The organism is Diaphorobacter sp. MNS-0 (genome assembly GCF_019602835.1).
In the GTDB taxonomy this organism is placed as follows: domain Bacteria; phylum Pseudomonadota; class Gammaproteobacteria; order Burkholderiales; family Burkholderiaceae_C; genus Diaphorobacter; species Diaphorobacter nitroreducens.
Genome location: NZ_CP080761.1, coordinates 676,866 through 698,565 on the forward strand (window position 1 = coordinate 676,866; position 21,700 = coordinate 698,565).

The following is a 21,700-nucleotide window of genomic DNA, read 5'->3' on the forward strand; positions in this document are numbered from 1 at the left end:
CGCTGCGCTGCAGGAGGGGGGCGCAGCCGGCGGCAGGGCAGAGCCCGGCCCACGGCTGCCATGGTCCGGGGCGCGCCAGTGGGATGGGCCGTGGCCCAGGATTGCCCGGGTGGCGTACAAAAGCAAAGGGGCAAAAGGGCAAAAGGGCAAAAGGCGCCATTGGCGCCTTTTGCTTTTATTTTGATAGCTGCTAGCGCTTTATGGATGGGTGTTAGAGCCTGATTTGGCTTGAGGCGGTCAAGCCACGCGCCGCAGCCGCGTGCGGCCTTGGACGCTCGCGCCGCGCGTGCGGCCGAACAGGTCCTTGGGGTCGTCTGTGGGCACCAGCTCCACATCCACGCCCAGGCCGCGCGCCTGGGCCTGCTGGTACAGGTAGCGCAGTGCGGAGTAGTCCTCCAGCGCAAAGCCTACGGAATCAAACACCGTGACTTCGTCGGCCCGCGTGCGCCCCGGCGCGTCGCCGCGCAGTACCCGCCAAAGCTCGGTAACGGGATGGTCCGCGGGCAATTGCTGGATCTCGCCCTCCACGCGGCTTTGTGGCTCGTATTCCACGACCACGCGCGCCCCGCGCAGCACATCGGGGTGCAGTTCGGTTTTGCCGGGGCAGTCGCCACCCACGGCATTCAGGTGCATGCCGGGCTCCACCATCGCGGGAGTGAGGATGGTGGCGCGGCTCTTGTCGGCGGTGACCGTGGTCACGATGTCCGCGCCGCGCACGGCCTCGGCCGTGCTGGCGGCGCGCTCCACGGTGAGGTCATCGACATGCGCCAGGTTGCGCACCAGCTTGTCGGTGGCGGCGGGGTCGGTGTCGTACACCCGCAGTTCGCGGATGCCCAGCAACGCGTGGAAGGCCAGGGCCTGGAACTCCGCCTGCGCCCCGTTGCCAACCAGCGCCATGCGGCGGCTGCCGGGTCGTGCAAGCGCCTGCGCCGCCAGCGCCGACGTGGCAGCGGTGCGCAGCGCCGTGGTCAGCGTCAGCTCCGACAGCAGCAGCGGATAGCCGGTACGGACCTCCGCCAGCACGCCGAAGGCCATCACTGTAGGCAGTCCGCTGGCAGGGTTGCCGGGATGGCCGTTCACATACTTGAAGCTATAGAGCGCATCGTCAGCCACGGGCATCAGCTCAATCACGCCGCGCGGGCTGTGGCTGGCCGTGCGGGCGGACTTGTCAAAAGACTCCCAGCGCAGGAAGTCGGCGCGAAGCTCGGTCGCCAGCTCGGTCATGCAGCGTGCGGCACCCCGTTCATGCACGAAGGCAGCAAGGGTCGGCAAATCAATGAGGCGTGTCATGGTGTCGGTCCAACGTGTTTCCCCATTGTGGACAGGCCCTGCGCTTGCGGCCAGCCTACAAACTGCTCAATAAGCGCAAAAAACTGGCGTTTCGCCAGCAACCCGTGGCACTATGCGCAACATGGACGACGTCGACCGCGAGATCATTGCGCTGCTGCGTGCGGATGCCCGCATGCCGGTGGCGGCGCTCGCCGTACGTCTGCGCGTGGCCCGCGGCACCGTTCAGAACCGCCTGCGCCGGCTGGAGGAAGAGGGCGTCATCGTCGGCTACACCGTGCGGCTGCGCCCCGAATCGGAGCCCCACCGGATCCGCGCCTGGATGAGCATTGCAGTGCAAGGGAACGCGGCGCCTGACGTGATTCGCGCCCTGCGTGGAGAGCCGCTGGTCGGCGCGCTGCACAGTACCAACGGCCGCTGGGACATCGTGGCCGAGCTGCACGCGCAGAGCCTGGAGGAATTCGACCTGGCGCTCACGCGCATTCGGCTCACGCCGGGCATCGCGCGCACCGAAACCAGCATCCTGCTGTCCACGTACAAGCTGTGATCGTCCCGCCCGAGCGGGCGGTGCTTCATTGCATCGACGAGACGTACGCCACCAGCGACTCGATGTCGGCGTCCGTGAGGAGCTTGGTGTTGGGCGTCATGATCGAATTGGCGCGCGTGTTTGGGCCGTCGCGGTAACGCTTGAGAGTGCTGCGCAGGTAGTCGGTCTGCTGGCCGGCAATGCGTGCGATCTGGTCGTTGCCCCGGCCCATGTCGCCATGGCAGCGAAAACAGTTCTTGCCGAAGATCTCCTGCCCCTTGGCCAGCAGCGCTGCGTCCGCCACGGGTTTGGGAGTGACGGGCTGCGCGGCGTAGAAGAGCACCATGCCGATCTTCTCGTCGCTGTTCATCGCGCGGATCATGCCTTCCATGAACTCGTAGCGGCGGCGCCCGTCTGCGAACTGCCGCACCTGCTCGAGCAGATAGGCCGGGTTCTGGCCCGCGAGGTTGGGTACCGAGGGTTTGGTGCTGTTGCCTCCGTCGCCATGGCAGTTGGCGCACACCGCCGAGACCTTGCGGCCCACCTTGTAGAGCTCGTCGGCCAGCTTGGGGTCCGCCATGGCTTGCTGCAAGCGTGTGTCGATATCCACCTTGCTGCGGCCGGCCTGGGCCATCGCCGCGGGTTGCCACGCCAGCCCGGCGAACAACGCCAGCGCCAGCATTGCGGGAATGCGCCTTGCCATGGTGTAACCCTTTTTGTGAAAAGGGTCATTTTAGAAGGCGAGTTGTGAAGCCCCGGTGGCGTTTTGGTAGTGCAACGCGCACCTGGACGGTCGATGTCAGCGATCGTTGATGGCGAGCAAGGATTGCGCAAGTTCTGCAAACCCTGCCCCGCGCTCGCCCTGCGTCACATAGCGCGGCAGATGCTGCAGTTGGGGCACGAAACGCGCAATATTGGCCACACCCACGCTGTGCGGGAAGTGCGCAAACATGAGCTGGTCATTGGTGGAGTCACCGATGTAGACCCAGCGCTCCAGCTCGGCGTCCAGATCGCGCCCGAACAGCTCGCGCACGATCCATCGCGCACCCTCCAGCTTGTTGTGCGCGCCAAACCAGCCGTTGATGTGGATGCTGCTCACGGTGGCGTTCATGCCCGCGGCATGCATCAGGGCGACAGCCTGGTCGATGGCCGCCTGGGGCAGGTGCGTGAATTCACTGTGGTCGATGGCGATGTCCGTCTCGCGCCCCGGCGAGTCGGTGGCGCGCCGGGCGCCGGGCACGGCGGCTTCAATCTCGGCCAGCACCTGTTGCATGCGCGCGAAGTTGGAGGCGCGCGTGGCGGCGTCCTGTTGATACAACTTTAATAGCTGCTCGCGCTTATCGCACGGGGACTGTAGGCCATTTGGGGCAAAATTTCGGGACGCCCGCAGCAGCGCCACCGCACCGTTCTCAGCAACGATGCTGTCCACCGGCCAGGCAGCGGCAAAAGGCTCGCTCCAGCCCACCGGCCGGCCCGTGATCGGAATGACGTGCAGCCCTGAGGCTTTCAGGTCGGCCAGCGCCTGCAGGGCATCGGCGGTGATGGCGCCATCGGTGGTCAGGGTGTCGTCGATGTCGGTGAGCACGCCGGTGATGCACGTGCGCGCCAACTCGTCCCATGAGGCAAGAGGGTGCATGGCGGATGGGGGTCGCGTCAACTGTTCTGCAACGCCAACCCCGCATGCTCCCGCAGCGGATGGAAGTGAATCTTCGGGAACCGCTCCTGCGCCAGCCGTACGTCATATGGGCTCGTGCACAGATAGGCCAGCGTGTCCGCCGCATCGCGCGCCATGCGCATGGGGTAGGCGTTCTCGAACTCGCGCAGTTCGGCCGGCGTGTCGGCAGTGATCCAGCGGGCTCCCGTGTACTGGCAGGCTTCCAGACGGATGTCGCAGTCGTATTCGGTGTTCAGACGGTGTTGCACCACTTCGAACTGCAGCTGGCCCACGGCACCCAGCAGCATGTTGCCGCCGGCCTCGGGCTTGAAGACCTGGATGGCGCCTTCCTCGCCCAATTGCATCAGGCCCTGCTGCAGTTGCTTGGTGCGCAGCGGGTTCTTCAGCACCACGGTCATGAACATCTCGGGTGCGAAGAACGGCAGGCCGGTGAACTGCAGGTTGGCGCCGTCGGTGATGGTGTCGCCCAGCTGCACGCCGCCGTGCGTGGTGAAGCCGATGATGTCGCCGGCGTAGGCCTCTTCCACCGCCTCGCGGCGCTGGCTCATGAAGGTGACCACGCTGGTGGGGCGCAGTTCCTTGGCGGTGCGCTGGACCTTGAGCTTCATGCCGGGCGTGTACTTGCCGCTGGCCACGCGCACGAAGGCGATGCGGTCGCGGTGGTTGGCGTCCATGTTGGCCTGCACCTTGAACACCACGCCCGAAAAGCCTTCGTCTTCGGGCAGGATGGTTTTCTCGACGGTCTGCTTGTTGACGATGAGCGAGCTCTTGCGCGGGCCGGGCGGGGGCGACATGTCCACCACCGCATCCAGCACTTCCATCACACCGAAGTTGTTCACGCCCGAGCCGAAGAACACCGGTGTGAGCTTGCCAGCCAGGAAGGCTTCATGGTCCCAGGGCGCCGAGGCGCCCTGCGCCAGCTCCATGCTTTCCAGTGCGTCGTCAAAGGCTTGACCGAAGCGCGCGCGCAGCTTGTCGGCATCGGCCAGCGGAATGACCTCGAAGTCCTGCGGGCGCTTTTCGCTGCCGGGCTGGAAGACCGTCATGCTTTGCGTGCGCAGGTTGATGATGCCGCCGAAGCTCTTGCCCTGGCCCACGGGCCAGGTGATGGGGCAGCAGGGCATGCCCAGCTCACGCTCCACCTCGTCGAGGATGTCCAGCGGGTCGCGCACCTCGCGGTCCATCTTGTTGACGAAGGTGATGATGGGCGTGTCGCGCTGGCGGCAGACCTCGATCAGGCGGCGCGTCTGCGCCTCCACGCCGTTGGCCGCGTCGATCACCATCAGGGCCGAATCGACGGCCGTGAGCACGCGGTAGGTGTCTTCCGAGAAGTCCTTGTGGCCCGGCGTGTCCAGCAGGTTGATGACATGGTCGCGGTAGCTCATCTGCATCACGCTCGACGCCACCGAGATGCCGCGCTGCTTCTCGATCTCCATCCAGTCGGACGTGGCGTGGCGGCTGGCCTTGCGGCCCTTCACGGCGCCGGCGATCTGGATGGCGCCGGAGAACAGCAGCAGCTTTTCCGTCAGCGTGGTCTTGCCGGCGTCGGGGTGGGAGATGATGGCAAAAGTCCGGCGGCGCCGGGTTTCTGGGGCGTACGACACAGTGATTCTGGGTGAGGCCGCGCGGTGCGCTGCGGCCGGTGCGAGAAGAGGCGGGCGCACCCTGCGGGAACGCCCTGGCATTGGGCGGGGATTCTACGGCGCGGCGCGTGGTGCGGGGGCGCCGGTATAATCTTGCACTTTCCGAGGAGCGTTGCAGCGTCCCCAGCACGGCGGGGCGCGAGGCTCGGAAGTCATACCCAGCAACGACGCTCACCCACGCCTTGCGGTGCGGTGAGTCCCATCCCCCAGGCGCGGTTTTTTCAGATACCCATCAAGGAAACCACCATGAGCGCTGTTCTCAAGTCCCCAGCCGACTCCGCGATTGCCGATATCTCCCTGGCCGACTGGGGCCGCAAGGAGATCCGCATCGCCGAAACCGAGATGCCTGGCCTGATGGCCATCCGCGAGGAATTCGCGGCCAAGCAGCCCCTGAAGGGCGCACGCATCACCGGCTCGCTGCACATGACCATCCAGACGGCCGTGCTGATCGAGACGCTCAAGGCCCTGGGCGCCGACGTGCGCTGGGCCTCGTGCAACATCTTCTCCACCCAGGACCACGCCGCCGCCGCGATTGCCGCCACCGGCACGCCGGTGTTCGCCATCAAGGGCGAAACCCTGGTGGACTACTGGGACTACACCCACCGCATCTTCGACTTCGGCCCCAAGGGCAACGAGGGCGAAGGCCCGAACATGATCCTGGACGACGGCGGCGACGCCACGCTGCTGATGCACCTGGGCAAGCGCGCTGAAAAGGACGCCTCCGTGCTGGCCCACCCCGGCAGCGAGGAAGAGCGCATCCTGTTCGCCGCCATCAAGGCCAAGCTGGCCGAGGACAGCACCTGGTACAGCCGCAAGAGCGCCCAGATCATCGGCGTGACCGAAGAGACCACCACCGGCGTGCACCGCCTCAAGGAAATGTCGGCCAAGGGCACGCTGATGTTCCGCGCCATCAACGTCAACGACTCGGTCACCAAGTCCAAGTTCGACAACTTGTACGGCTGCCGCGAGTCGCTGGTGGACGGCATCAAGCGCGCCACCGACGTGATGATTGCCGGCAAGGTGGCCGTGGTGGCGGGCTATGGCGACGTGGGCAAGGGCTCGGCCCAGGCGCTGCGCGCCCTGAGCGCCCAGGTGTGGGTGACCGAGATCGACCCCATCAATGCCCTGCAGGCCGCTATGGAAGGCTTCAAGGTCGTGACCATGGAGTGGGCCGCCGACAAGGCCGACATCTTCGTCACCACCACGGGCAACCGCGACGTCATTACCTTCGAGCACATGAAGGCGATGAAGGACCAGGCCATCGTCTGCAACATCGGCCACTTCGATAACGAGATCCAGGTCGCCAAGCTCGAAGAGCACTGCCAGTGGGAAGAAATAAAGCCCCAGGTCGACCATGTGATCTTCCCGGACGGCAAGCGCATCATCCTGCTGGCCAAGGGCCGCCTGGTGAACCTGGGCTGCGGCACGGGCCACCCCAGCTTCGTGATGTCCAACTCGTTCGCCAACCAGACGATCGCGCAGATCGAGTTGTTCACCCACCCCGAGGGCTACGACGTGGGCAAGGTCTACGTGCTGCCCAAGCACCTCGACGAGAAGGTGGCGCGCCTGCACCTGAAGAAGGTGGGCGCCATGCTGACCGAGCTGAGCGACGAGCAGGCCGCCTACATCGGCGTGCCGAAGCAGGGCCCCTACAAGCCCGACACCTACCGCTATTGATTGTTAAAAAGCATAGCTGCTTGCGCTTGCCAGTAGTCGTTTTCAGCATGAAAAATTGCTGAAATTGGCTCGCTGCAAGCGCTGCCAGCTATCGATATGAGAGGATAGCGCGATGCGCGCGGACGTATTTCTGGTGGAAGGCGGCTACGCGGCCACCCGGTCGCAGGCCCAGCGGTTGATTGCCGCCGGCGTGCAGTGGCGCCTGGCGCCCACGCTGCCGTGGCAGAAGGTGGCCAAGAACGGCGACGACATTCCTGCGGGGGTTGAGGTGCAGCTGCTGGACGCTGCGGAGGCCAAGTACCTCTCGCGCGGCGGCCTCAAGCTTGAAGGCGCGCTGGCGGCCACGGGCATGCAAGTGGCTGGCCTGCGCTGCCTGGACGTGGGGCAGAGCACCGGCGGTTTCACCGACTGCCTGCTGGCACATGGCGCTGCCCAGGTGATTGGCGTGGACGTGGGCCACGGCCAGTTGCACGAGCGGCTGCGCGCCGACCCGCGGGTGGTCTGCGTGGAAGGCGTGAATGCCCGGGCCCTCACGCCCGAGGCGTTGCAGAACGCCTGCGACGTGGCGCTGTCCGAAGTCATCGAGGACGCGGAAGACAACGACACCCAGCCCCAGGCCCCCTACGCCTGGATGCGCAACGGCGGCATGGTGGACGATGAGTACGACGACAGCGACGACGCCAAGGAGCATGAGATCGAGAGCTTCAAGGCCGAGCGCGCCGCCAAGGCCAAGGCACGCGCCGAGGGCTCATTGCCCGTGCAGCGCCGCCGCCGTCCCGGGTGCGAGGACGTGGACATCACGCCAGCGTTCGATCTCGTCACCGGCGACCTGTCCTTCATCTCGCTCACGCTGGTGCTGCCTGCGCTGGTGCCGCTGTTGAAAGAGCAGGGCCAGCTGCTGATGCTGGTCAAGCCGCAGTTTGAGTTGCAACCCGGCCAAGTGGGCAAGGGCGGCATCGTGCGCGATGCACAGCTGTATCCGCAGGTGGAGCAGCGCATCCGTGACTGCTGCACGGAGCTGGGGCTGCACGTGGTGGCCTGGATCGATAGCCCCATCGAGGGGGGCGACGGCAACCGCGAGTTCTTCATCCATGCAAGGAGGAAGGCATGAGCCTTTCCACGGCCTTTCCGGTCAGCTTTGAATTCTTCCCGCCCAAGACGCCCGAGGGCGCCGACAAACTGCGCGCCGTGCGCCAGCAGCTGTATGCGCGCCGGCCCGAGTTCTGCTCCGTCACCTACGGCGCGGGGGGCTCCACGCAGGCGGGCACCTTCGGCACGGTGCGCGAGATCCTCGCCGAGGGCGTGAGCGCGGCCTCGCACTTCTCGTGCATCGGCGCCACCAAGGACAGCGTGCGCGCGCAGCTCGCCGAGCTGAAAGCCATGGGCGTGAAGCGCCTGGTTGCGCTGCGCGGCGACCTGCCCAGTGGCTATGGCATCGGGGGCGAGTTCCATTACGCGAGCGATCTGGTGGCGTTCATCCGCGCCGAGACGGGGCGCGACTTCCACATCGAGGTGGCGGCCTACCCCGAGGTCCATCCCCAGGCCCGTTCGTCGGATGCCGACCTGCAGGCCTTTGCCACCAAGGTGCGCGCGGGCGCCGACTCGGCCATCACACAGTACTTCTTCAATGCCGACGCCTACCTGCGCTTCGTGCAGGACGTGCGCCGCCTGGGGCTGGACGTGCCCGTGGTGCCGGGCATCATGCCGATCATGGGCGCGTCGCAGCTGCTGCGCTTTTCGGACGCCTGCGGCGCCGAGATCCCGCGCTGGATCCGCCTGCGCCTGCAGGGCTATGGTGACGATGTGGCGAGCATTCGCGCCTTCGGCCTGGATGTCGTCACGCACCTGTGCGAGCAACTGCGCCGCGAGGGCGTGCCGGGCCTGCACTTCTACACCATGAACCAGAGCGCGGCCACGTTGGAAATCTGCGACCGCCTGGGGCTCTGAAGCGGCGGGGGTGGGTAATATCGGCAGCTTTTTCCCGTCCTCTTCCTCCTTCCCCTGCGCGTTTGCGGTATGAGTCCCGTCATTGCCTTCCTGCTGTTCACCACGCTGTCGCTTGCGATGGCATCGCCCGCGTCGGCGCAGACGCGCTATTCCTGCCGCGACGAGCAGGGCGCCGTCTACACCCTGGCGCGCCCGTGCCCGAAAGGCATGGTGACCAGCGCCGTCTCGGCGGGGCCGGTGGAGCCGCGTGCAGAGCCCCGCAGCTATGCGCCCGCTCCGTCCCGGCGCAGCAGTGCGATGCGCGAGGTGCCGGAATACGAGAGCTACATGAGCGGGCGCTGCCGCACGCTGCAAAACAGCATCCGCGGGGCATCGGCCAACGGCTCCAGCTACGACGTCATCGCAGGCATGCAGCGCGAATACCGGCGCGACTGCAGCGACGAGGAGAGCGATGCCGCCTCGCGCTACTACCGCGAGCGCCGCGAGGCACGCAGCCAGCGCCGCACAGAGCGCGAGCGCGAGGAACAAGCCCAACTGGCGCAGGAGGAGCAGGAAAGCCGCAAGGCGCTGCAATGCGCGGAGTCCAAGCGCATCCTGGCCGCCAAGAGAGCGCGCACCGACCTGACACCGGGTGAACGCAATGATCTGCGCCGTTTTGAGACCAACGTCATCACCCGCTGCGGCGACTTCTGACCCTTTGCATCCCGGCCGCATGGGACGGTGGTTGGCCGGCGTGCTGTTGGCGGCCGTGCTGGCGGGTTGCGCGGCGCCACCCGCCGATGCGCCCCCTGTAATAGCACATGGCCCGTCGCGGGCACTGCCGGGACCGGCGGGCGCGCAGGCGGACAGCCCACCGGACTCCGGTGTATCGGCCCCGCCGCGGGCTCGCAAGGAGGGCAGGGTGCGCTCGGCACCGTCTTCTCCGCGTGAAGCCGATACCGCCATCGAGCGCGGCCGCGAAGACGAGGAAGAAAGCGGCGTGCTGCTCGGGCGCGGGCTGGCCTCCTGGTACGGCGGCAGCCTGCATGGCCGGCGCACGGCCAGCGGCGAGCGTTTTGACCGTGGGGAACTCACCGCCGCGCACCGCACGTTGCCTTTCGGGGCGCGGGTATGCGTGCGCAGCCTGGTCAACGGCAAGGTGGTGGTGGTGCGCGTCAATGATCGCGGACCGTTCGCGCCAGGCCGGGTCATCGACCTGAGCCAGGCCGCGGCGCAGGAACTGGGCATGGTGGGCCTGGGTATCAAGCCCGTGGAGATCTGGCACATGGGGCCGGACGACGACAGCTGCCCCGAAGATCTGCCGGAGCTGGACCCGTCCACGCCCGCAGCCTCGCCGGCCGCTGCTCCAGCGGGCGCCGCGCAAGCGCGCACAAATCAGGGCGCAGCGCGCATTACTCCCCGCAAGAGCCGGGCCCGGCGGCGCTAAACCACGGCATCCCAGGGATCGTGCGTGCGCCGCTGGCCGGGGGCTTAACCCACCTCCAGCGTGTGGGACGCGTTGCGGTCCTGGGCCAGCAATTGCGCCATCTGCGGCAACGCCTCGCGCAGCACGCCCTGCAGCGTGAAGGGAGGGTTGACCACAAACATGCCGCTGGCCGGCAGGCCGGGCCGGCGCGCGCCTTCACCGGCCGCAGGGGAGGCCAGTTTGCTGGATTTCACGGTCAGCGTCGCATGCAGCCAGGGCTTGCCCGCCTTCTGGGCCAGCGTCTTGAGCCGGCGCGGCAGATCGTGCGCCTCCGCCCGCGGAATGATGGGGTACCAGGCGGCATACACGCCGGTCGCAAAGCGCTTCAGCGCATCCTGCAACAGCGCCTGCACGCGCAGGTAGTCGCTCTTGATTTCATAGCTGGGATCGCACAGTACAAGCGCGCGGCGGGCCGGTGGGGGGATGAACTTTTTGACGCCCTCAAAACCGTCCTCCTGCAGCACGGCCACCTGCCTGCCTGCTTCAAGCTGGGCTATGTTGCCTGCGAGGGAGCGGGCGTCGGTGGGGTGCAGCTCGAACAGTTTGAGCTTGTCCTGGGCGCGCAAGAGGCGCTGCGTGATGAAGGGCGAGCCGGGGTAGACGCGCGTGGCATCGCCCTGGTTGAAGGCGCGCACCATGTCCACGTAGTCCTGCAGCGCGGGTGCCAGGGCGGGAAGAGCCGCTGGCGGCACGAGGCGCAAAATGCCGTCCGCGGATTCGGCGCTGGTGGAGGCATAGTCTCCGTCGAGCCGGTACAGGCCCGCGCCGGCGTGGGTGTCCAGAACGGTCAGGGCCGCGTCTTTCTGTAGAAGGTGTTGCAAGGTGGCAATGAGCACCGTGTGCTTGAGCACATCGGCGTGGTTGCCTGCGTGGAAGGCGTGGCGGTAACTGAACATGCACCCAATGGTAACCAGCGCCATCGCGGGCACAATGCGGGTCCGCCTGGTACGGGAAGTGATGTTTTTGGCAGACAGGATGCGCTTTGTTGCGCGTCGGCCTGGCTGCCTGGCGCATCATGGCGTCCGCTGCGGCGTGCCGCGGTGCTTCCTCCGCTTCCTCGTTAGACTTCGCTGCCCTCGCTGATCCGCATCCCTTGTCCGCAACGCCCTCCATGTCTTCGCTCCCCCCCCGCTTCACGCCCGCCAGCGTCGCGCACCACGTCGACGCCCTCCCGGCGGGCACCCGGTTGGGAGAGTTCGAGATCGTGGCGCTGCTGGGCGTGGGCGGCTTCGGCATGGTGTACCAGGCGTTCGACCATTCCCTGCTGCGTTTCGTCGCGATCAAGGAATACATGCCTGCCGCCCTGGCGGGCCGCGCGGACGGGCATTCGCTCTGGGTGCGTTCCTCGTCGGACGAGCAGTCTTTCCAGGCGGGCCTGGCCTCGTTCGTGGACGAGGCGCGCCTGCTGGCGCAGTTCGACCATCCCTCGCTGGTGAAGGTCTTCCGGTTCTGGGAAGCCAATCACACGGCCTACATGGTCATGCCCCTGTACAGCGGCTTGACCCTCAAGCAGGCGCGCGCGCACATGCGCACGCCGCCCCCCGAGGAATGGCTGCGCAAGGTGTTGTGGTCGGTCACTAGCGCGTTGCGGGTGCTGCACGATGGACAGACGCTGCACCGCGACATCTCGCCGGACAACATCTTCCTGCAGGACCATGGCCCACCAGTGCTGCTGGACCTCGGCGCCGCGCGGCATGCGATCAGCGACCGGGACCAGAAGCACACGGCCGTGCTCAAAGTCAACTACGCGCCCATAGAGCAGTACACGGACGCGGCATCGCACCTGCACCAAGGGCCGTGGAGCGACCTGTATTCGCTGGGCGCCGTCGTGCATGGCTGCCTGTGCAACGACACGCCGCTGCCCGCTACTCTGCGTGCCATACGTGACCGCATGGTGTCGTTCTCCCGCGTAGCACGCACGGTGCGCAAGCAGTTCGGCGTGGAATACTCGCGTCCGTTCGTCGATGCGGTGTCGCAATGCCTGGCGCTGCAGCCGCAAGACCGTCCGCAATCGATCGACGCGTTCCTGCAGACGATGGGCATGACGGCGGCGCCCGCGGGACTGGACGGGTTCGACTTCCGTGCCGAACTGGGCTCCATCTGGGTGGAGCCCTCGAGCAAGGATGCGCAGGGCGTGGCAGTCCCGATGATCGACCTCACGGCGATGTCGCAACCGCAGGATTCCCGGCCGCAGGCCGCCACCGTTGTGGCGGCGCCGGTTAGCGCGCCGGCAGACCTCATGGTGTCAACCGTGGAGCCTGCGACCGTGTTTGCGGAAACCGTTGCCGATGCGGGCGACACGCAGGCCTTCGCAGATACGCGCGAGATGCCGCAACATGACGCGCCGACCGGTACACGCCACCCGACGCGCGCGCGCGCACCCCGCCCCCAGAAGGCTGCACGCCATGCATCAGCCCCCCGTGTTGCCAGAGCAGGTCATGGCGGACGGGCACGGCTGGTGTGGGGTATGGCTGCCTCTCTGGCGCTGCTGGTCATCGCCAGCAGTCCGTGGTGGGGAGGCCGGGAGAGCGCGCCGCGGTATACACCCGAAAACGAGATCATCACGGAACTTGCGTCACCAGCGCCAGCACCGGAGCCGGCAGAGGTGGTGATGGTGTCGCATGAGGCGGCGGACCCCGCGTCGGCGGCAATGGCAATGCAGCCAGAGGCTGCGTCGGTGGCTGAGGCCCGGCCGGCGGCCGTCTCCAAACCCCGGCTTGCGCGCAAGGCTGCCGAGGCGACCGCGCCTGCCCCAGCGCCCGCCCCTGTGACTCCGGCTCCCGAGCCGGCGCCACCTCCCCCTGCGCCGTCACGCCCTGCGGTGCCCGCAAGGGTGCCCGGGCCTGACGAGGCCTGCGAGGCATCCAGTTTCTTTGCTCGCCCGTTGTGCATTCACGAGCAATGCCAGAAGCCGGGGCTGGCCAACCATCCCGTTTGCGTGGAAAACCGCCGCCGGCAGGAAGCCGAGGAGCACAGGCGACAGCTTTACTCGCAGTAGGGCACTGCGCAGCGGTCGATTTTGTATAATGGCCGGCTTCGCAGCGATTTTTAGGTCCCGCGGCGAAGCGCACATCCCACCTAAGAGGCTTTCATCAGAAAAGCACCGACCGTGGAAAAGGACCGCCAAACCACCTCTAGAAAAGAGAAACTCATGTCCACATTCAGCGCAAAGCCCGCTGAGGTCGTGCACGAGTGGTTTGTGATTGACGCCACCGACAAGGTGCTCGGCCGGGTAGCCAGCGAAGTTGCCCTCCGTCTGCGCGGCAAACACAAAGCCATTTACACGCCTCACGTTGATACCGGCGACTACATCGTCATCATCAACGCCTCCAAGCTCAAGGTCACCGGCACCAAGTCCCTGGACAAGGTGTACTACCGCCACTCGGGTTATCCCGGCGGTATCACGGCCACGAACTTCCGCGATCTGCAAGCCAAGCACCCCGGCCGCGCGCTGGAAAAGGCCGTCAAGGGCATGCTGCCCAAGGGCCCGCTCGGCTACGCCATGATCAAGAAGCTCAAGGTGTACGGCGGCGCGGAACATCCGCACACCGCTCAGCAGCCTAAAGCGCTGGAAATCTAAGGAGCCTTGAATGATTGGTGAATGGAACAATGGCACCGGCCGTCGCAAGTCCAGCGTCGCCCGCGTGTTTCTGAAGAAGGGTTCCGGCAAGATCACTGTGAATGGCAAAGACATTCAGCAGTACTTCGGCCGCGAAACCTCGATCATGATTGCCAAGCAACCCCTGGCGTTGACCAACCATGTCGAAACCTTCGACATCCAGATCAACGTGCACGGCGGTGGTGAATCCGGCCAGGCTGGCGCTGCCCGCCACGGCATCACCCGCGCTCTGATCGACTACGACGCGACGCTGAAGCCCGCACTGAGCCAAGCCGGCTTCGTGACGCGTGATGCCCGTGAAGTCGAACGTAAGAAGGTCGGCCTGCACTCCGCACGCCGCGCCAAGCAGTTCTCGAAGCGCTAAGCTTCGGCCACTGCCTTGCGTTATGCTGCAGCGCCCTTTGGCGTGCTGCAGACTGCAGAAACCGCCCCTTGGGGCGGTTTTTTGTTTTTGGGCGTTGCCGCGGGCGGCGACCATCCCACTGAAAGAAACGTGCACTGCCCATGCGTTACCGACTGCTGCGCCGCCGCCTCACGATCTCCGCTCCGCGCGTCACCGTGCGCAGCGCGCTTCCGTGGCCGCTGCGCTGGGCGGCCGTGGCCATCGTCCTGGGCCTGTGCGCGGCCATGACGCTGTGGGCCTTCGACCTGGGCAAGCGGATCGCCGGGCTGGACGCGGGCAGCCGGGAGGAATTGCAGCGCCTTCGTGCAGAGGTGTCGCAGTTGCGCGAGCACAACCGTCTCCAGCACGAAAAGCAGGAAGCCGCGGGCAGCCTGCGCATAGCCGAGCAGGCGGCCATGGATCGCCTGCTGGAGCAACTGCGGCAACTCGAAGCCGACAACCGTAGCCTGCGGGAGGACCTGGGCTTCTTCGAGAAGCTGACCCCCACCGGCAAGCCTGGCAACCTGACCATCCGCGGGCTGCATGCCGAGACCTTGGAAGGAGGTGGGCAGTTGCGCTGGCAGGTGCTGGCCATGCAGCCCATGCGCAATGCGCCGGAATTCAAGGGCCGGCTGGAACTGCTGCTGGCGGGCACGCTGAACGGGGCGGAGTGGTCCTCCACGTCTCCAGCGGTCATCCAGCCGCTTCAGTTCCGGCAGTACCGGCGGGTTCAGGGCGTGGCGGCCCTGCCGCCGGGCGCCATGGTAAAAACCGTGACCGCGCGCCTGATGGATGGAACCTCGTTGCGCGCGGCCCAGACTTTTTCACTAGAGCCATAGGGCCCGGCTGCGGACCCGCATGGCAATGACTACTACACCCCGAGGGAATACCACATGTTTTCGCGCAAGAAGCCACCCCCGATCAAGAGCCTGATTGCGCAAGGAACGCGCGTGCAGGGCGATGTGCTGTTCGCTGACGGATTGCGGGTGGATGGCGAAGTGATCGGCGACCTGCGGTCTTCGGCTGAACCCAGCATTGTGGTGGTGTCCGAATCAGCAAAGGTGGAAGGTGCGGTGCATGCCGCCCATGTCATCGTCAACGGAACGGTGGAGGGGCCCGTACATGCCACGGAGCTGCTGGAGGTTCAGCCCAAGGCGCGGATCACCGGTAACGTGCATTACAAGGCCCTTGAAATGCACCAGGGCGCGGTGATTGCCGGGCAGCTCTGCCCGGCCGCGCCGCTGCTGCTGGAAGAAAAGCCCACACTGAAACTGGCGTCAAACGCACAGTGAACGGAGCGCTGGGGGGCTATGCCTTACCATCGAAACAAAGACTGACCCAAGGAGCCCTTCATGAGCGCCGTTGCCGAGAACACCACGACCGAGATGCCCGCCCCCATCCTTTTCACCGACAGCGCCGCCGCCAAGGTGGCCGAGTTGATTGCCGAAGAAGGCAATCCTGACCTCAAGCTGCGGGTCTTCGTGCAGGGCGGGGGATGCTCGGGCTTCCAGTATGGTTTCACATTTGATGAAATCACGAACGAAGACGACACCACCATGACCAAGAACGGTGTGTCACTGCTCATCGATGCCATGAGCTACCAATACTTGGTGGGTGCAGAGATCGACTACAAGGAAGACCTGCAGGGTGCGCAGTTCGTCATCAAGAACCCGAATGCCACTTCGACATGCGGCTGCGGCTCCAGCTTCTCCGTGGAAGACCACTGACGCACAGCCCATGAGAATCCGCCGCCTACGGGCGGCTTTTTTATGGCTGCGTGGCAGATTGCTCAGGCGGCGTAGATGGCGCCGAGGATACGCTCCCCGCGGGCGCCCGTGACCGCGGGCAAGCTGGCTGTCTGGCCGCTGACGCATTGATGCGCCAGCCACGCGAAGGCAGCCGCTTCGACCTGCAGGGGGGGCAGCCCGTGGTGATCCGAGCTTTCGACACGAACCGTCGGTGCCAATTGCTGCAGGCGCTCCATCAGATAGCGGTTCAGTGCCCCGCCGCCGCAGACGATCAACAGCCCGCAGTCCCGTGCGTGCCGTGACAACTCCTGGACGCACGTAAGGGCCGTGTACTCAGCAAGGGTGGCCTGGACATCCTGGGGCGCGGCGCCCACGGCGCTGGCCGCAAGGCGTGTGGCCAGCCATTGCGGATGGAACAGGTCACGCCCTGTGCTCTTTGGGGGCGCAAGGGCGAGGAATGGCTCGTCCAGCATCGCCTCCAGTAGGGCGGGCAGGACATGGCCGCTGCGTGCCCAGGCGCCTTCGTGGTCGTAGGGCTGCCCCGTGTGCCGCTCGCACCAGTGATCCATAAGGGCGTTGGCCGGGCCGCAGTCAAACCCCACGGTGGTCCCGTCGGCCCGCAGGATGCTCAGGTTGGAAATGCCCCCCAGGTTCAGCACCGCCACGGTGCGTCCGGCTTGGCCGAACACGCCGCGGTGGAAGGCGGGCACCAGCGGCGCGCCCTGGCCGCCCGCCGCCACGTCCCGGCTGCGGAAGTCGGCCACGACGGTGATGCCGGTGATTTCAGCGAGCAAGGCGGGCTGGTTGAGTTGCAGCGTGTAGCCCGTGCCATCGAACGCCTGCGGCCGGTGGCGCACCGTCTGCCCATGCGCGCCCAGGGCCTGCACCGCGGCCGCCGTGAGGCCCGCTTGGTCCAGCAGACGGTGGACTACCTTCGCATAGGTACGCGCCAGCGCATTCGCGGCGAGCGCCGCGCGGTGCAGTTCGTCGTGGCCGGTACTGTTGAGAGCGAGGAATTCTGCTCTTAAATCAGGAGCTAGTGGCGCTGATGCATGCTGGGCTACAGCGCATTTTTGGCCTGAAAAATGCGCGAGCACACCATCCACGCCGTCCAGCGACGTGCCCGACATCAGCCCGATGAACCACCGTGGCGGCGTATCCATGGGCGAAGGGCGTTACTCGGCGCTGGCTTGCAGGATCTGTGCGGCGGAGGACAGCTGCACGCGCATGTTGCCGGCCAGGCGGTCGAATGCCGGACGTGCGGCGGCCGAGACCGGCTGGGCTGCCTCGCTCTGGCGCGCAATAACCATCGGGTCCTTGTGCTCGCCCGCGACGCGGAATTCGAAGTGCAGGTGCGGGCCCGTGGCCCAGCCGGTGGAGCCCACGGCGCCAATCTTCTGGCCCTGCTCTACGCTTTCGCCCTTGCGCACGTCGATGCGGCTCAGGTGCGCGTAGACGGTGACGTGCTGGTTGCGGTGCTTGATGTACACCACGTTGCCGTAGCCGTTCTGCACGCCGGCGAAATCCACCACGCCGTCGCCTACCGTGCGTACGGAAGTACCGGTCGGCGCCGCGAAATCGGTACCCAGGTGCGCGCGCCAGGTCTTGTGAATGGGGTGGAACCGCATCGCAAAGCCGCTGGAGACGCGGGAGAACTCGACCGGCGACGACAGGTAGGCGCGGCGCATGCTCTCGCCGTCCAGCGTGTAGTACGAGCCCTTGGTGGCTCCCGGCTCCTGGAACCAGACGGCGCTGTGGGTCTTGTCGCCATTGTGGAACTCGGCGCTCAGCACGCGGCCGCTGCGCAGGGGCTCGCCATCTGCCTCCAGGGTTTCATACACCACCGAGAAGCGGTCTTCCTTGCGCAGGGCGCGCCGGAAGTCGATGTCACCGGAGAACACCTCTGCCAGCTGCACGGCGACGGCGTCGGGAATGTTGGCGGCATCCGTTGCTGCAAACAGCGAGCTGCGGATGATGCCGCCCGCCAGGCGGCTGCCCACCGTCAGCGGCGCCGTCTCGATGCGCGAGGCGAAGCTGCCGTCCTGCTGGCGCTCGACCACCAGGCGCTTGAAGCTCTCGCTGTCGTCGGGGGCCCAGCGCGCCGTCAGGCGGGTGAGGCGGTGGTCGTCGGTCGTCTCGGCGGACATCGAGCGGCCGGTGCGTCCCAGCAGGTTCTGCCGCACGTTGGCGTCACTGCGCAGGAAGGCCGAAGCGGCGGGGTCTGCCACGCCCAGGCGCTGCAGGATGCTCTCGGCGGTATCGGCGCTGCGGGTGACGTCGGAGCGGTACAGCGCGTACTGCGGGATGTCCACCAGCGACGATAGCGGTTCGTCTGCCGCCAGCGACTGCACGGCCTGCGTGACGGTGCGCACGGGCAGGTCGGCCGGGTCGGGCGCGAACGAAGCCACTGCGAAGGCACCGCCGCCGCCGGTGAGCAGCAGGGTGGCCACGGCGGCAGTGATGCGTTTTGGATGTTTCTGAACGGACTGCTTCAGTTGGTTGAGCAATACCAGGCAGGCGGTCGTCAAGCCGTTGTTCAAGAGTCTTACCCCAGGCGTCTGTGTGCTTCCAGGCCCCGGGCCAGGGGTCTTAAAGGGCGGGAGGCACTGTCAATGTCGTAGTGCTGTGGAAGGGAGCGAACGCCGGGCGTACGGGTGGCCCACTAGAATCCACGGCTGGAAAGTGCCCGGAAGTATAGTCGTTGGGGCCCTGGCGGCACCCCAAAAAACCCTTATGAATCAATCTGCTGTTACAACATTCCCGGTGACCGATGGTGTAGGACGGGCGCTTGAAGTCTCCCTGCGCGGGGTCGACGAGCTTCTGCCCCAAGAAGAATGGACCCAGAAACTGGCGCGTTCGGAGGCCACGGGCCAGCCGCTGCGCATCAAGCTCGGGCTGGACCCCACGGCGCCGGACATCCACCTGGGCCATACGGTGGTGCTCAACAAGATGCGCCAATTGCAGGACCTGGGCCACCAGGTCATCTTCCTGATCGGCGACTTCACCACGCTGATCGGCGACCCATCGGGCCGCAACAGCACGCGCCCGCCCCTGACGGCCGAGCAGATCAAGGCCAACGCCGAAACCTACTACACCCAGGCGGCCAAGGTGCTGGACCCTGCACGCACCGAGATCCGCTACAACAGCGAGTGGTGCGACCAGTTGGGTGCGCGCGGCATGATTCAGCTGTCGGCCAAGTACACCGTGGCACGCATGATGGAGCGCAACGATTTCCACCAGCGCTTCACCGACGGCAGCTCCATCAGCCTGCACGAGTTCCTCTACCCGCTACTGCAGGGCTATGACTCGGTAGCGCTCAGGAGCGACCTGGAGCTGGGCGGCACTGATCAGAAGTTCAACCTGCTCATGGGACGCCATCTGCAGCAAGAATGGGGGCAGGAGCCGCAGTGTGTGCTCACCATGCCGCTGCTGGTGGGGCTGGATGGCGTGGACAAGATGTCCAAGTCCAAGAACAACTACATCGGCATCACGGAGGACGCTAACTCCATGTTCGCCAAGGTGCTCTCCATCTCGGACACCCTGATGTGGGACTGGTACACGCTGCTGTCGTTCAAGAGCCTGGGCGAAATCGCTGCGCTCAAGGCCGAGGTGGCGGCAGGCCGCAATCCCAAGGATGCCAAGGTGATGCTGGCCAAGGAGATCACCGCGCGCTTTCACAGCGCCGCACTGGCCGACGCGGCCGAGCAGGATTTCGTCAACCGCAGCAAGGGCGGCATCCCCGACGACATTCCCGAAGTCCCCCTGGCGGGCGCGCCCCTGGGCATCGGTGCGCTGCTCAAGCAGGCCAACCTTGCGCCCTCGACCAGCGAGGCCAACCGCCTCATCGACGGCGGCGGCGTGCGTGTGGACGGCGTCGTGGTCAGCGACAAGGGCCTGAAGCTGGAAGCGGGCAGCTACGTGGTGCAGGTCGGCAAGCGCAAGTTCGCGCGCGTCACCCTGGCCTGATGCCCGGCGGGGCGCGACCGCGCTCCCGCTTTGCCAAGCCACTCCGCGCAGTGGCTTTTTTCATGCCCGTTCAGGCCAGGGCGGCGGTGCGTTGCGCCTGCAGCGCCTCGCGCATGAACGGCAGGTAGGCGCGGTCCACCTTGCAGATGTGGTGCACCAGCCATTGCTTGAGGAATTCCAGCGCCTCCAGCGTGACCTCCTGCCCGCCGTCAAAGCGCGTCAGCAGATCCATGGCCTTGCGCGTGAAGCCGTCATGCTCGGCCTTATGGGCAGGAGTCTCGGCGTAGTCGTGCTGCTGGAACAGCACCTCCTCCACGATGAAGTGGTTGTGCGTGTAGTCCACCAGGCCTTCCAAAATTTCGCCCACGGCGCTGCGGCGCGGGCTCGCCGCGCTCAGTTCATCGTGCAGGAGGTTGGTCAGCGCGACCAGTTGACGGTGCTGGTCGTCGATTTCGGGCAGGCCAAGCTCCAGTTCCGCGGTCCAGGGCATGAAAGGCATACAGGGTCTTCTCTTTTGTCTATTCGTGTTGTCGGGGGCGGGGCATAGCCTGCCGACGGTCGCAGACCTTTGCGTGACAACCCATAGGGGAAGACCATGCCATTCGCATGGATTTACATGGACCTTGATCTTCGTCAGACGAAGCGCCCGGCTGCGTGAGTGGTTTGCCACGCATTCCTGAGCAAAAAAGCCAAGCGCGCCCGCCCATCACGCGCTAGGCGCTATAAATAGAGGAGCGATCGTGCCGCGCTCAGGAGATGTCGTCGTTCAGGTCCGTGTCCGGCACTTCGCCGACGGCTTGGCGCGTGGCTTCGGCCTGCAGCAGCAGCCAGGCGCTGAACGCCTGGATTTCGGGGCGCTGGCCGCTGCGCGGGCCGACGACCAGCCAGTACACCAGCGGAGAGTCCAGCCGGTGGCCCGGCAGCACCTCCTGCAGGTCGCCCGAGGCGAGGCTTTCCGCGATCAGCGGCATGCGCGCCAGCGCCAGGCCCTGGCCGGCCAGCGCGGCCTGCACGATCTGCTGCGCGTAGTTGAAGTACAGCCAGCGCTTGGGCTGCAGCCGCCCCAGGCCGTGCAGTTCGAACCAGCGCCGCCAGGTGATCCACTCGAAATAGGGCATGCGGTGCGCGTCGCCTGCCTCGATGAGCGTGAACTGCGCCACGTCGGCCGGCGTGCGGATGGGCGGCATGCTGTTGAGGAGCCAGGGGCTGGCCACCACCGCCAGTTGCTCGCCAAACAGCCGCTGCGCGCCCGCGGCCTGCGTGCCGGGCACGCTGGAGCGCAGGGCCAGGTCCACGTCGGCCGTCTCCAGGTCCACGATGGTGTCGGTTGCGTCGATGCGGATGTCGATGTCGGGGTTGTCGCGCTGGAATTCCTCCATGCGCGGGATCAGCCACATGGACGCAAAGCTGGCCCAGGTGGTGATGGCCACGCTCTTGCGCCCCGCCGTCTGGCGCACCAGGCGCACGGCCGCGTCCATGCGCTCCAGCGCGGGCGCCACGGCGCGCTGCAGCTGGCCGCCGGCGCTGGTGAGCTCCACGGCGCGTGTGTGGCGCAGAAACAGGGGCACGCCCACTTCGTCCTCCAGCGCCTGGATCTGGCGGCTCACCGCCGACTGGGTCAGGGCCAGTTCCTCGGCCGCGGCGCGGAAGTTCAAATGCCGCGCCACGGCCAGAAATGCGCGCCAATGACCTACGGCCACGGGCCGGGTGCGCAGATGCGCGATGGGAGGAGCGCTGGCGGGCAAGATCGGGGAGTTCATGGCAG

22 protein-coding genes and 1 riboswitch are annotated in these 21,700 nt (G+C 66.3%); of the genes, 13 read left to right on the forward strand and 9 right to left on the reverse strand.

Annotated elements, in window-relative coordinates; translation table 11 throughout:
• Positions 1-237 precede the first annotated feature (237 nt).
• Positions 238-1,290 carry an ornithine cyclodeaminase gene (locus K2L43_RS03285; RefSeq protein ID WP_220638492.1) on the reverse strand — a complete coding sequence of 351 codons (1,053 nt, stop codon included), beginning with the start codon at positions 1,288-1,290 and terminating at the stop codon, positions 238-240.
• Positions 1,291-1,402: 112 nt separating this feature from the next.
• On the opposite strand from K2L43_RS03285, the gene K2L43_RS03290 reads away from it, so the two are divergent.
• A complete protein-coding gene (locus K2L43_RS03290) occupies positions 1,403-1,834 on the forward strand; it encodes an Lrp/AsnC family transcriptional regulator (RefSeq protein ID WP_012655610.1) in 432 nt (143 codons plus the stop codon).
• A gap of 25 nt (positions 1,835-1,859) precedes the next feature.
• Here K2L43_RS03290 and K2L43_RS03295 read toward each other — a convergent pair whose 3' ends face one another.
• The 3 genes from K2L43_RS03295 to K2L43_RS03305 all read right to left on the reverse strand — a co-directional run bounded on the left by K2L43_RS03295 (position 1,860) and on the right by K2L43_RS03305 (position 5,092).
• Positions 1,860-2,516, reverse strand: coding sequence for a c-type cytochrome (locus tag K2L43_RS03295; protein WP_011804069.1), 657 nt, complete (start codon positions 2,514-2,516; stop codon positions 1,860-1,862).
• Between the two features lie 96 nt (positions 2,517-2,612).
• A complete protein-coding gene (locus K2L43_RS03300) occupies positions 2,613-3,449 on the reverse strand; it encodes an HAD-IIB family hydrolase (RefSeq protein ID WP_103738624.1) in 837 nt (278 codons plus the stop codon).
• 17 nt (positions 3,450-3,466) lie between these two features.
• On the reverse strand, positions 3,467-5,092 hold the full coding sequence (locus K2L43_RS03305; protein WP_220638493.1) for a peptide chain release factor 3: 1,626 nt from the start codon (positions 5,090-5,092) through the stop codon (positions 3,467-3,469).
• 137 nt (positions 5,093-5,229) lie between these two features.
• A riboswitch (S-adenosyl-L-homocysteine riboswitch) is annotated at positions 5,230-5,311 on the forward strand.
• 66 nt (positions 5,312-5,377) lie between these two features.
• Here K2L43_RS03305 and ahcY point away from each other — a divergent pair.
• The 5 genes from ahcY (at position 5,378) to K2L43_RS03330 (ending at position 10,181) form a co-directional block, all read left to right on the forward strand.
• On the forward strand, positions 5,378-6,808 hold the full coding sequence (gene ahcY / locus K2L43_RS03310; RefSeq protein ID WP_220638494.1) for an adenosylhomocysteinase: 1,431 nt from the start codon (positions 5,378-5,380) through the stop codon (positions 6,806-6,808).
• A gap of 112 nt (positions 6,809-6,920) precedes the next feature.
• Positions 6,921-7,919, forward strand: coding sequence for a TlyA family RNA methyltransferase (locus tag K2L43_RS03315; protein WP_220638495.1), 999 nt, complete (start codon positions 6,921-6,923; stop codon positions 7,917-7,919).
• Positions 7,916-8,755 carry a methylenetetrahydrofolate reductase [NAD(P)H] gene (gene metF / locus K2L43_RS03320; protein ID WP_103738621.1) on the forward strand — a complete coding sequence of 280 codons (840 nt, stop codon included), beginning with the start codon at positions 7,916-7,918 and terminating at the stop codon, positions 8,753-8,755. Before K2L43_RS03315 ends, metF begins: the two co-directional genes overlap by 4 nt.
• A gap of 69 nt (positions 8,756-8,824) precedes the next feature.
• Positions 8,825-9,448 (forward strand): DUF4124 domain-containing protein, encoded by a 624-nt coding sequence (locus K2L43_RS03325; protein WP_220638496.1) that lies wholly within the window; start codon positions 8,825-8,827, stop codon positions 9,446-9,448.
• 19 nt (positions 9,449-9,467) lie between these two features.
• Positions 9,468-10,181, forward strand: coding sequence for a septal ring lytic transglycosylase RlpA family protein (locus tag K2L43_RS03330; RefSeq protein ID WP_255580520.1), 714 nt, complete (start codon positions 9,468-9,470; stop codon positions 10,179-10,181).
• Positions 10,182-10,225: 44 nt separating this feature from the next.
• Here K2L43_RS03330 and K2L43_RS03335 read toward each other — a convergent pair whose 3' ends face one another.
• Positions 10,226-11,116 (reverse strand): 23S rRNA (adenine(2030)-N(6))-methyltransferase RlmJ, encoded by an 891-nt coding sequence (locus K2L43_RS03335; protein ID WP_220638497.1) that lies wholly within the window; start codon positions 11,114-11,116, stop codon positions 10,226-10,228.
• A gap of 215 nt (positions 11,117-11,331) precedes the next feature.
• Between K2L43_RS03335 and K2L43_RS03340 the strand changes: the two genes are divergently transcribed.
• The 6 genes from K2L43_RS03340 to erpA all read left to right on the forward strand — a co-directional run bounded on the left by K2L43_RS03340 (position 11,332) and on the right by erpA (position 15,948).
• Positions 11,332-13,218, forward strand: a complete 1,887-nt coding sequence (locus tag K2L43_RS03340; RefSeq protein ID WP_220638498.1) for a serine/threonine-protein kinase — start codon at positions 11,332-11,334, stop codon at positions 13,216-13,218.
• Between the two features lie 153 nt (positions 13,219-13,371).
• Positions 13,372-13,800, forward strand: a complete 429-nt coding sequence (rplM, locus tag K2L43_RS03345) for a 50S ribosomal protein L13 (RefSeq protein WP_011804079.1) — start codon at positions 13,372-13,374, stop codon at positions 13,798-13,800.
• Between the two features lie 10 nt (positions 13,801-13,810).
• Positions 13,811-14,203, forward strand: a complete 393-nt coding sequence (gene rpsI / locus K2L43_RS03350; RefSeq protein ID WP_011804080.1) for a 30S ribosomal protein S9 — start codon at positions 13,811-13,813, stop codon at positions 14,201-14,203.
• Positions 14,204-14,343: 140 nt separating this feature from the next.
• Positions 14,344-15,060, forward strand: a complete 717-nt coding sequence (locus K2L43_RS03355) for a DUF6776 family protein (RefSeq protein WP_012655620.1) — start codon at positions 14,344-14,346, stop codon at positions 15,058-15,060.
• Positions 15,061-15,114: 54 nt separating this feature from the next.
• Complete coding sequence (locus K2L43_RS03360) at positions 15,115-15,513, forward strand: polymer-forming cytoskeletal protein (RefSeq protein WP_011804081.1); 399 nt, start codon at positions 15,115-15,117, stop codon at positions 15,511-15,513.
• 60 nt (positions 15,514-15,573) lie between these two features.
• Positions 15,574-15,948, forward strand: coding sequence for an iron-sulfur cluster insertion protein ErpA (gene erpA / locus K2L43_RS03365; protein WP_103738617.1), 375 nt, complete (start codon positions 15,574-15,576; stop codon positions 15,946-15,948).
• A gap of 62 nt (positions 15,949-16,010) precedes the next feature.
• Here erpA and K2L43_RS03370 read toward each other — a convergent pair whose 3' ends face one another.
• Both K2L43_RS03370 and K2L43_RS03375 read right to left on the reverse strand, forming a co-directional pair.
• Positions 16,011-17,132 (reverse strand): anhydro-N-acetylmuramic acid kinase, encoded by a 1,122-nt coding sequence (locus K2L43_RS03370; protein ID WP_220638499.1) that lies wholly within the window; start codon positions 17,130-17,132, stop codon positions 16,011-16,013.
• A gap of 12 nt (positions 17,133-17,144) precedes the next feature.
• Entirely contained in the window at positions 17,145-18,509 is a 1,365-nt protein-coding gene (locus tag K2L43_RS03375; RefSeq protein WP_047349095.1) for a M23 family metallopeptidase, read from the reverse strand.
• Positions 18,510-18,702: 193 nt separating this feature from the next.
• On the opposite strand from K2L43_RS03375, the gene tyrS reads away from it, so the two are divergent.
• Positions 18,703-19,935 carry a tyrosine--tRNA ligase gene (gene tyrS / locus K2L43_RS03380; RefSeq protein ID WP_220638500.1) on the forward strand — a complete coding sequence of 411 codons (1,233 nt, stop codon included), beginning with the start codon at positions 18,703-18,705 and terminating at the stop codon, positions 19,933-19,935.
• Between the two features lie 70 nt (positions 19,936-20,005).
• Here tyrS and K2L43_RS03385 read toward each other — a convergent pair whose 3' ends face one another.
• Positions 20,006-20,434 carry a bacteriohemerythrin gene (locus K2L43_RS03385; protein ID WP_220638501.1) on the reverse strand — a complete coding sequence of 143 codons (429 nt, stop codon included), beginning with the start codon at positions 20,432-20,434 and terminating at the stop codon, positions 20,006-20,008.
• Between the two features lie 250 nt (positions 20,435-20,684).
• Positions 20,685-21,695 carry a LysR substrate-binding domain-containing protein gene (locus tag K2L43_RS03390; RefSeq protein WP_220638502.1) on the reverse strand — a complete coding sequence of 337 codons (1,011 nt, stop codon included), beginning with the start codon at positions 21,693-21,695 and terminating at the stop codon, positions 20,685-20,687.
• Positions 21,696-21,700 lie beyond the last annotated feature (5 nt).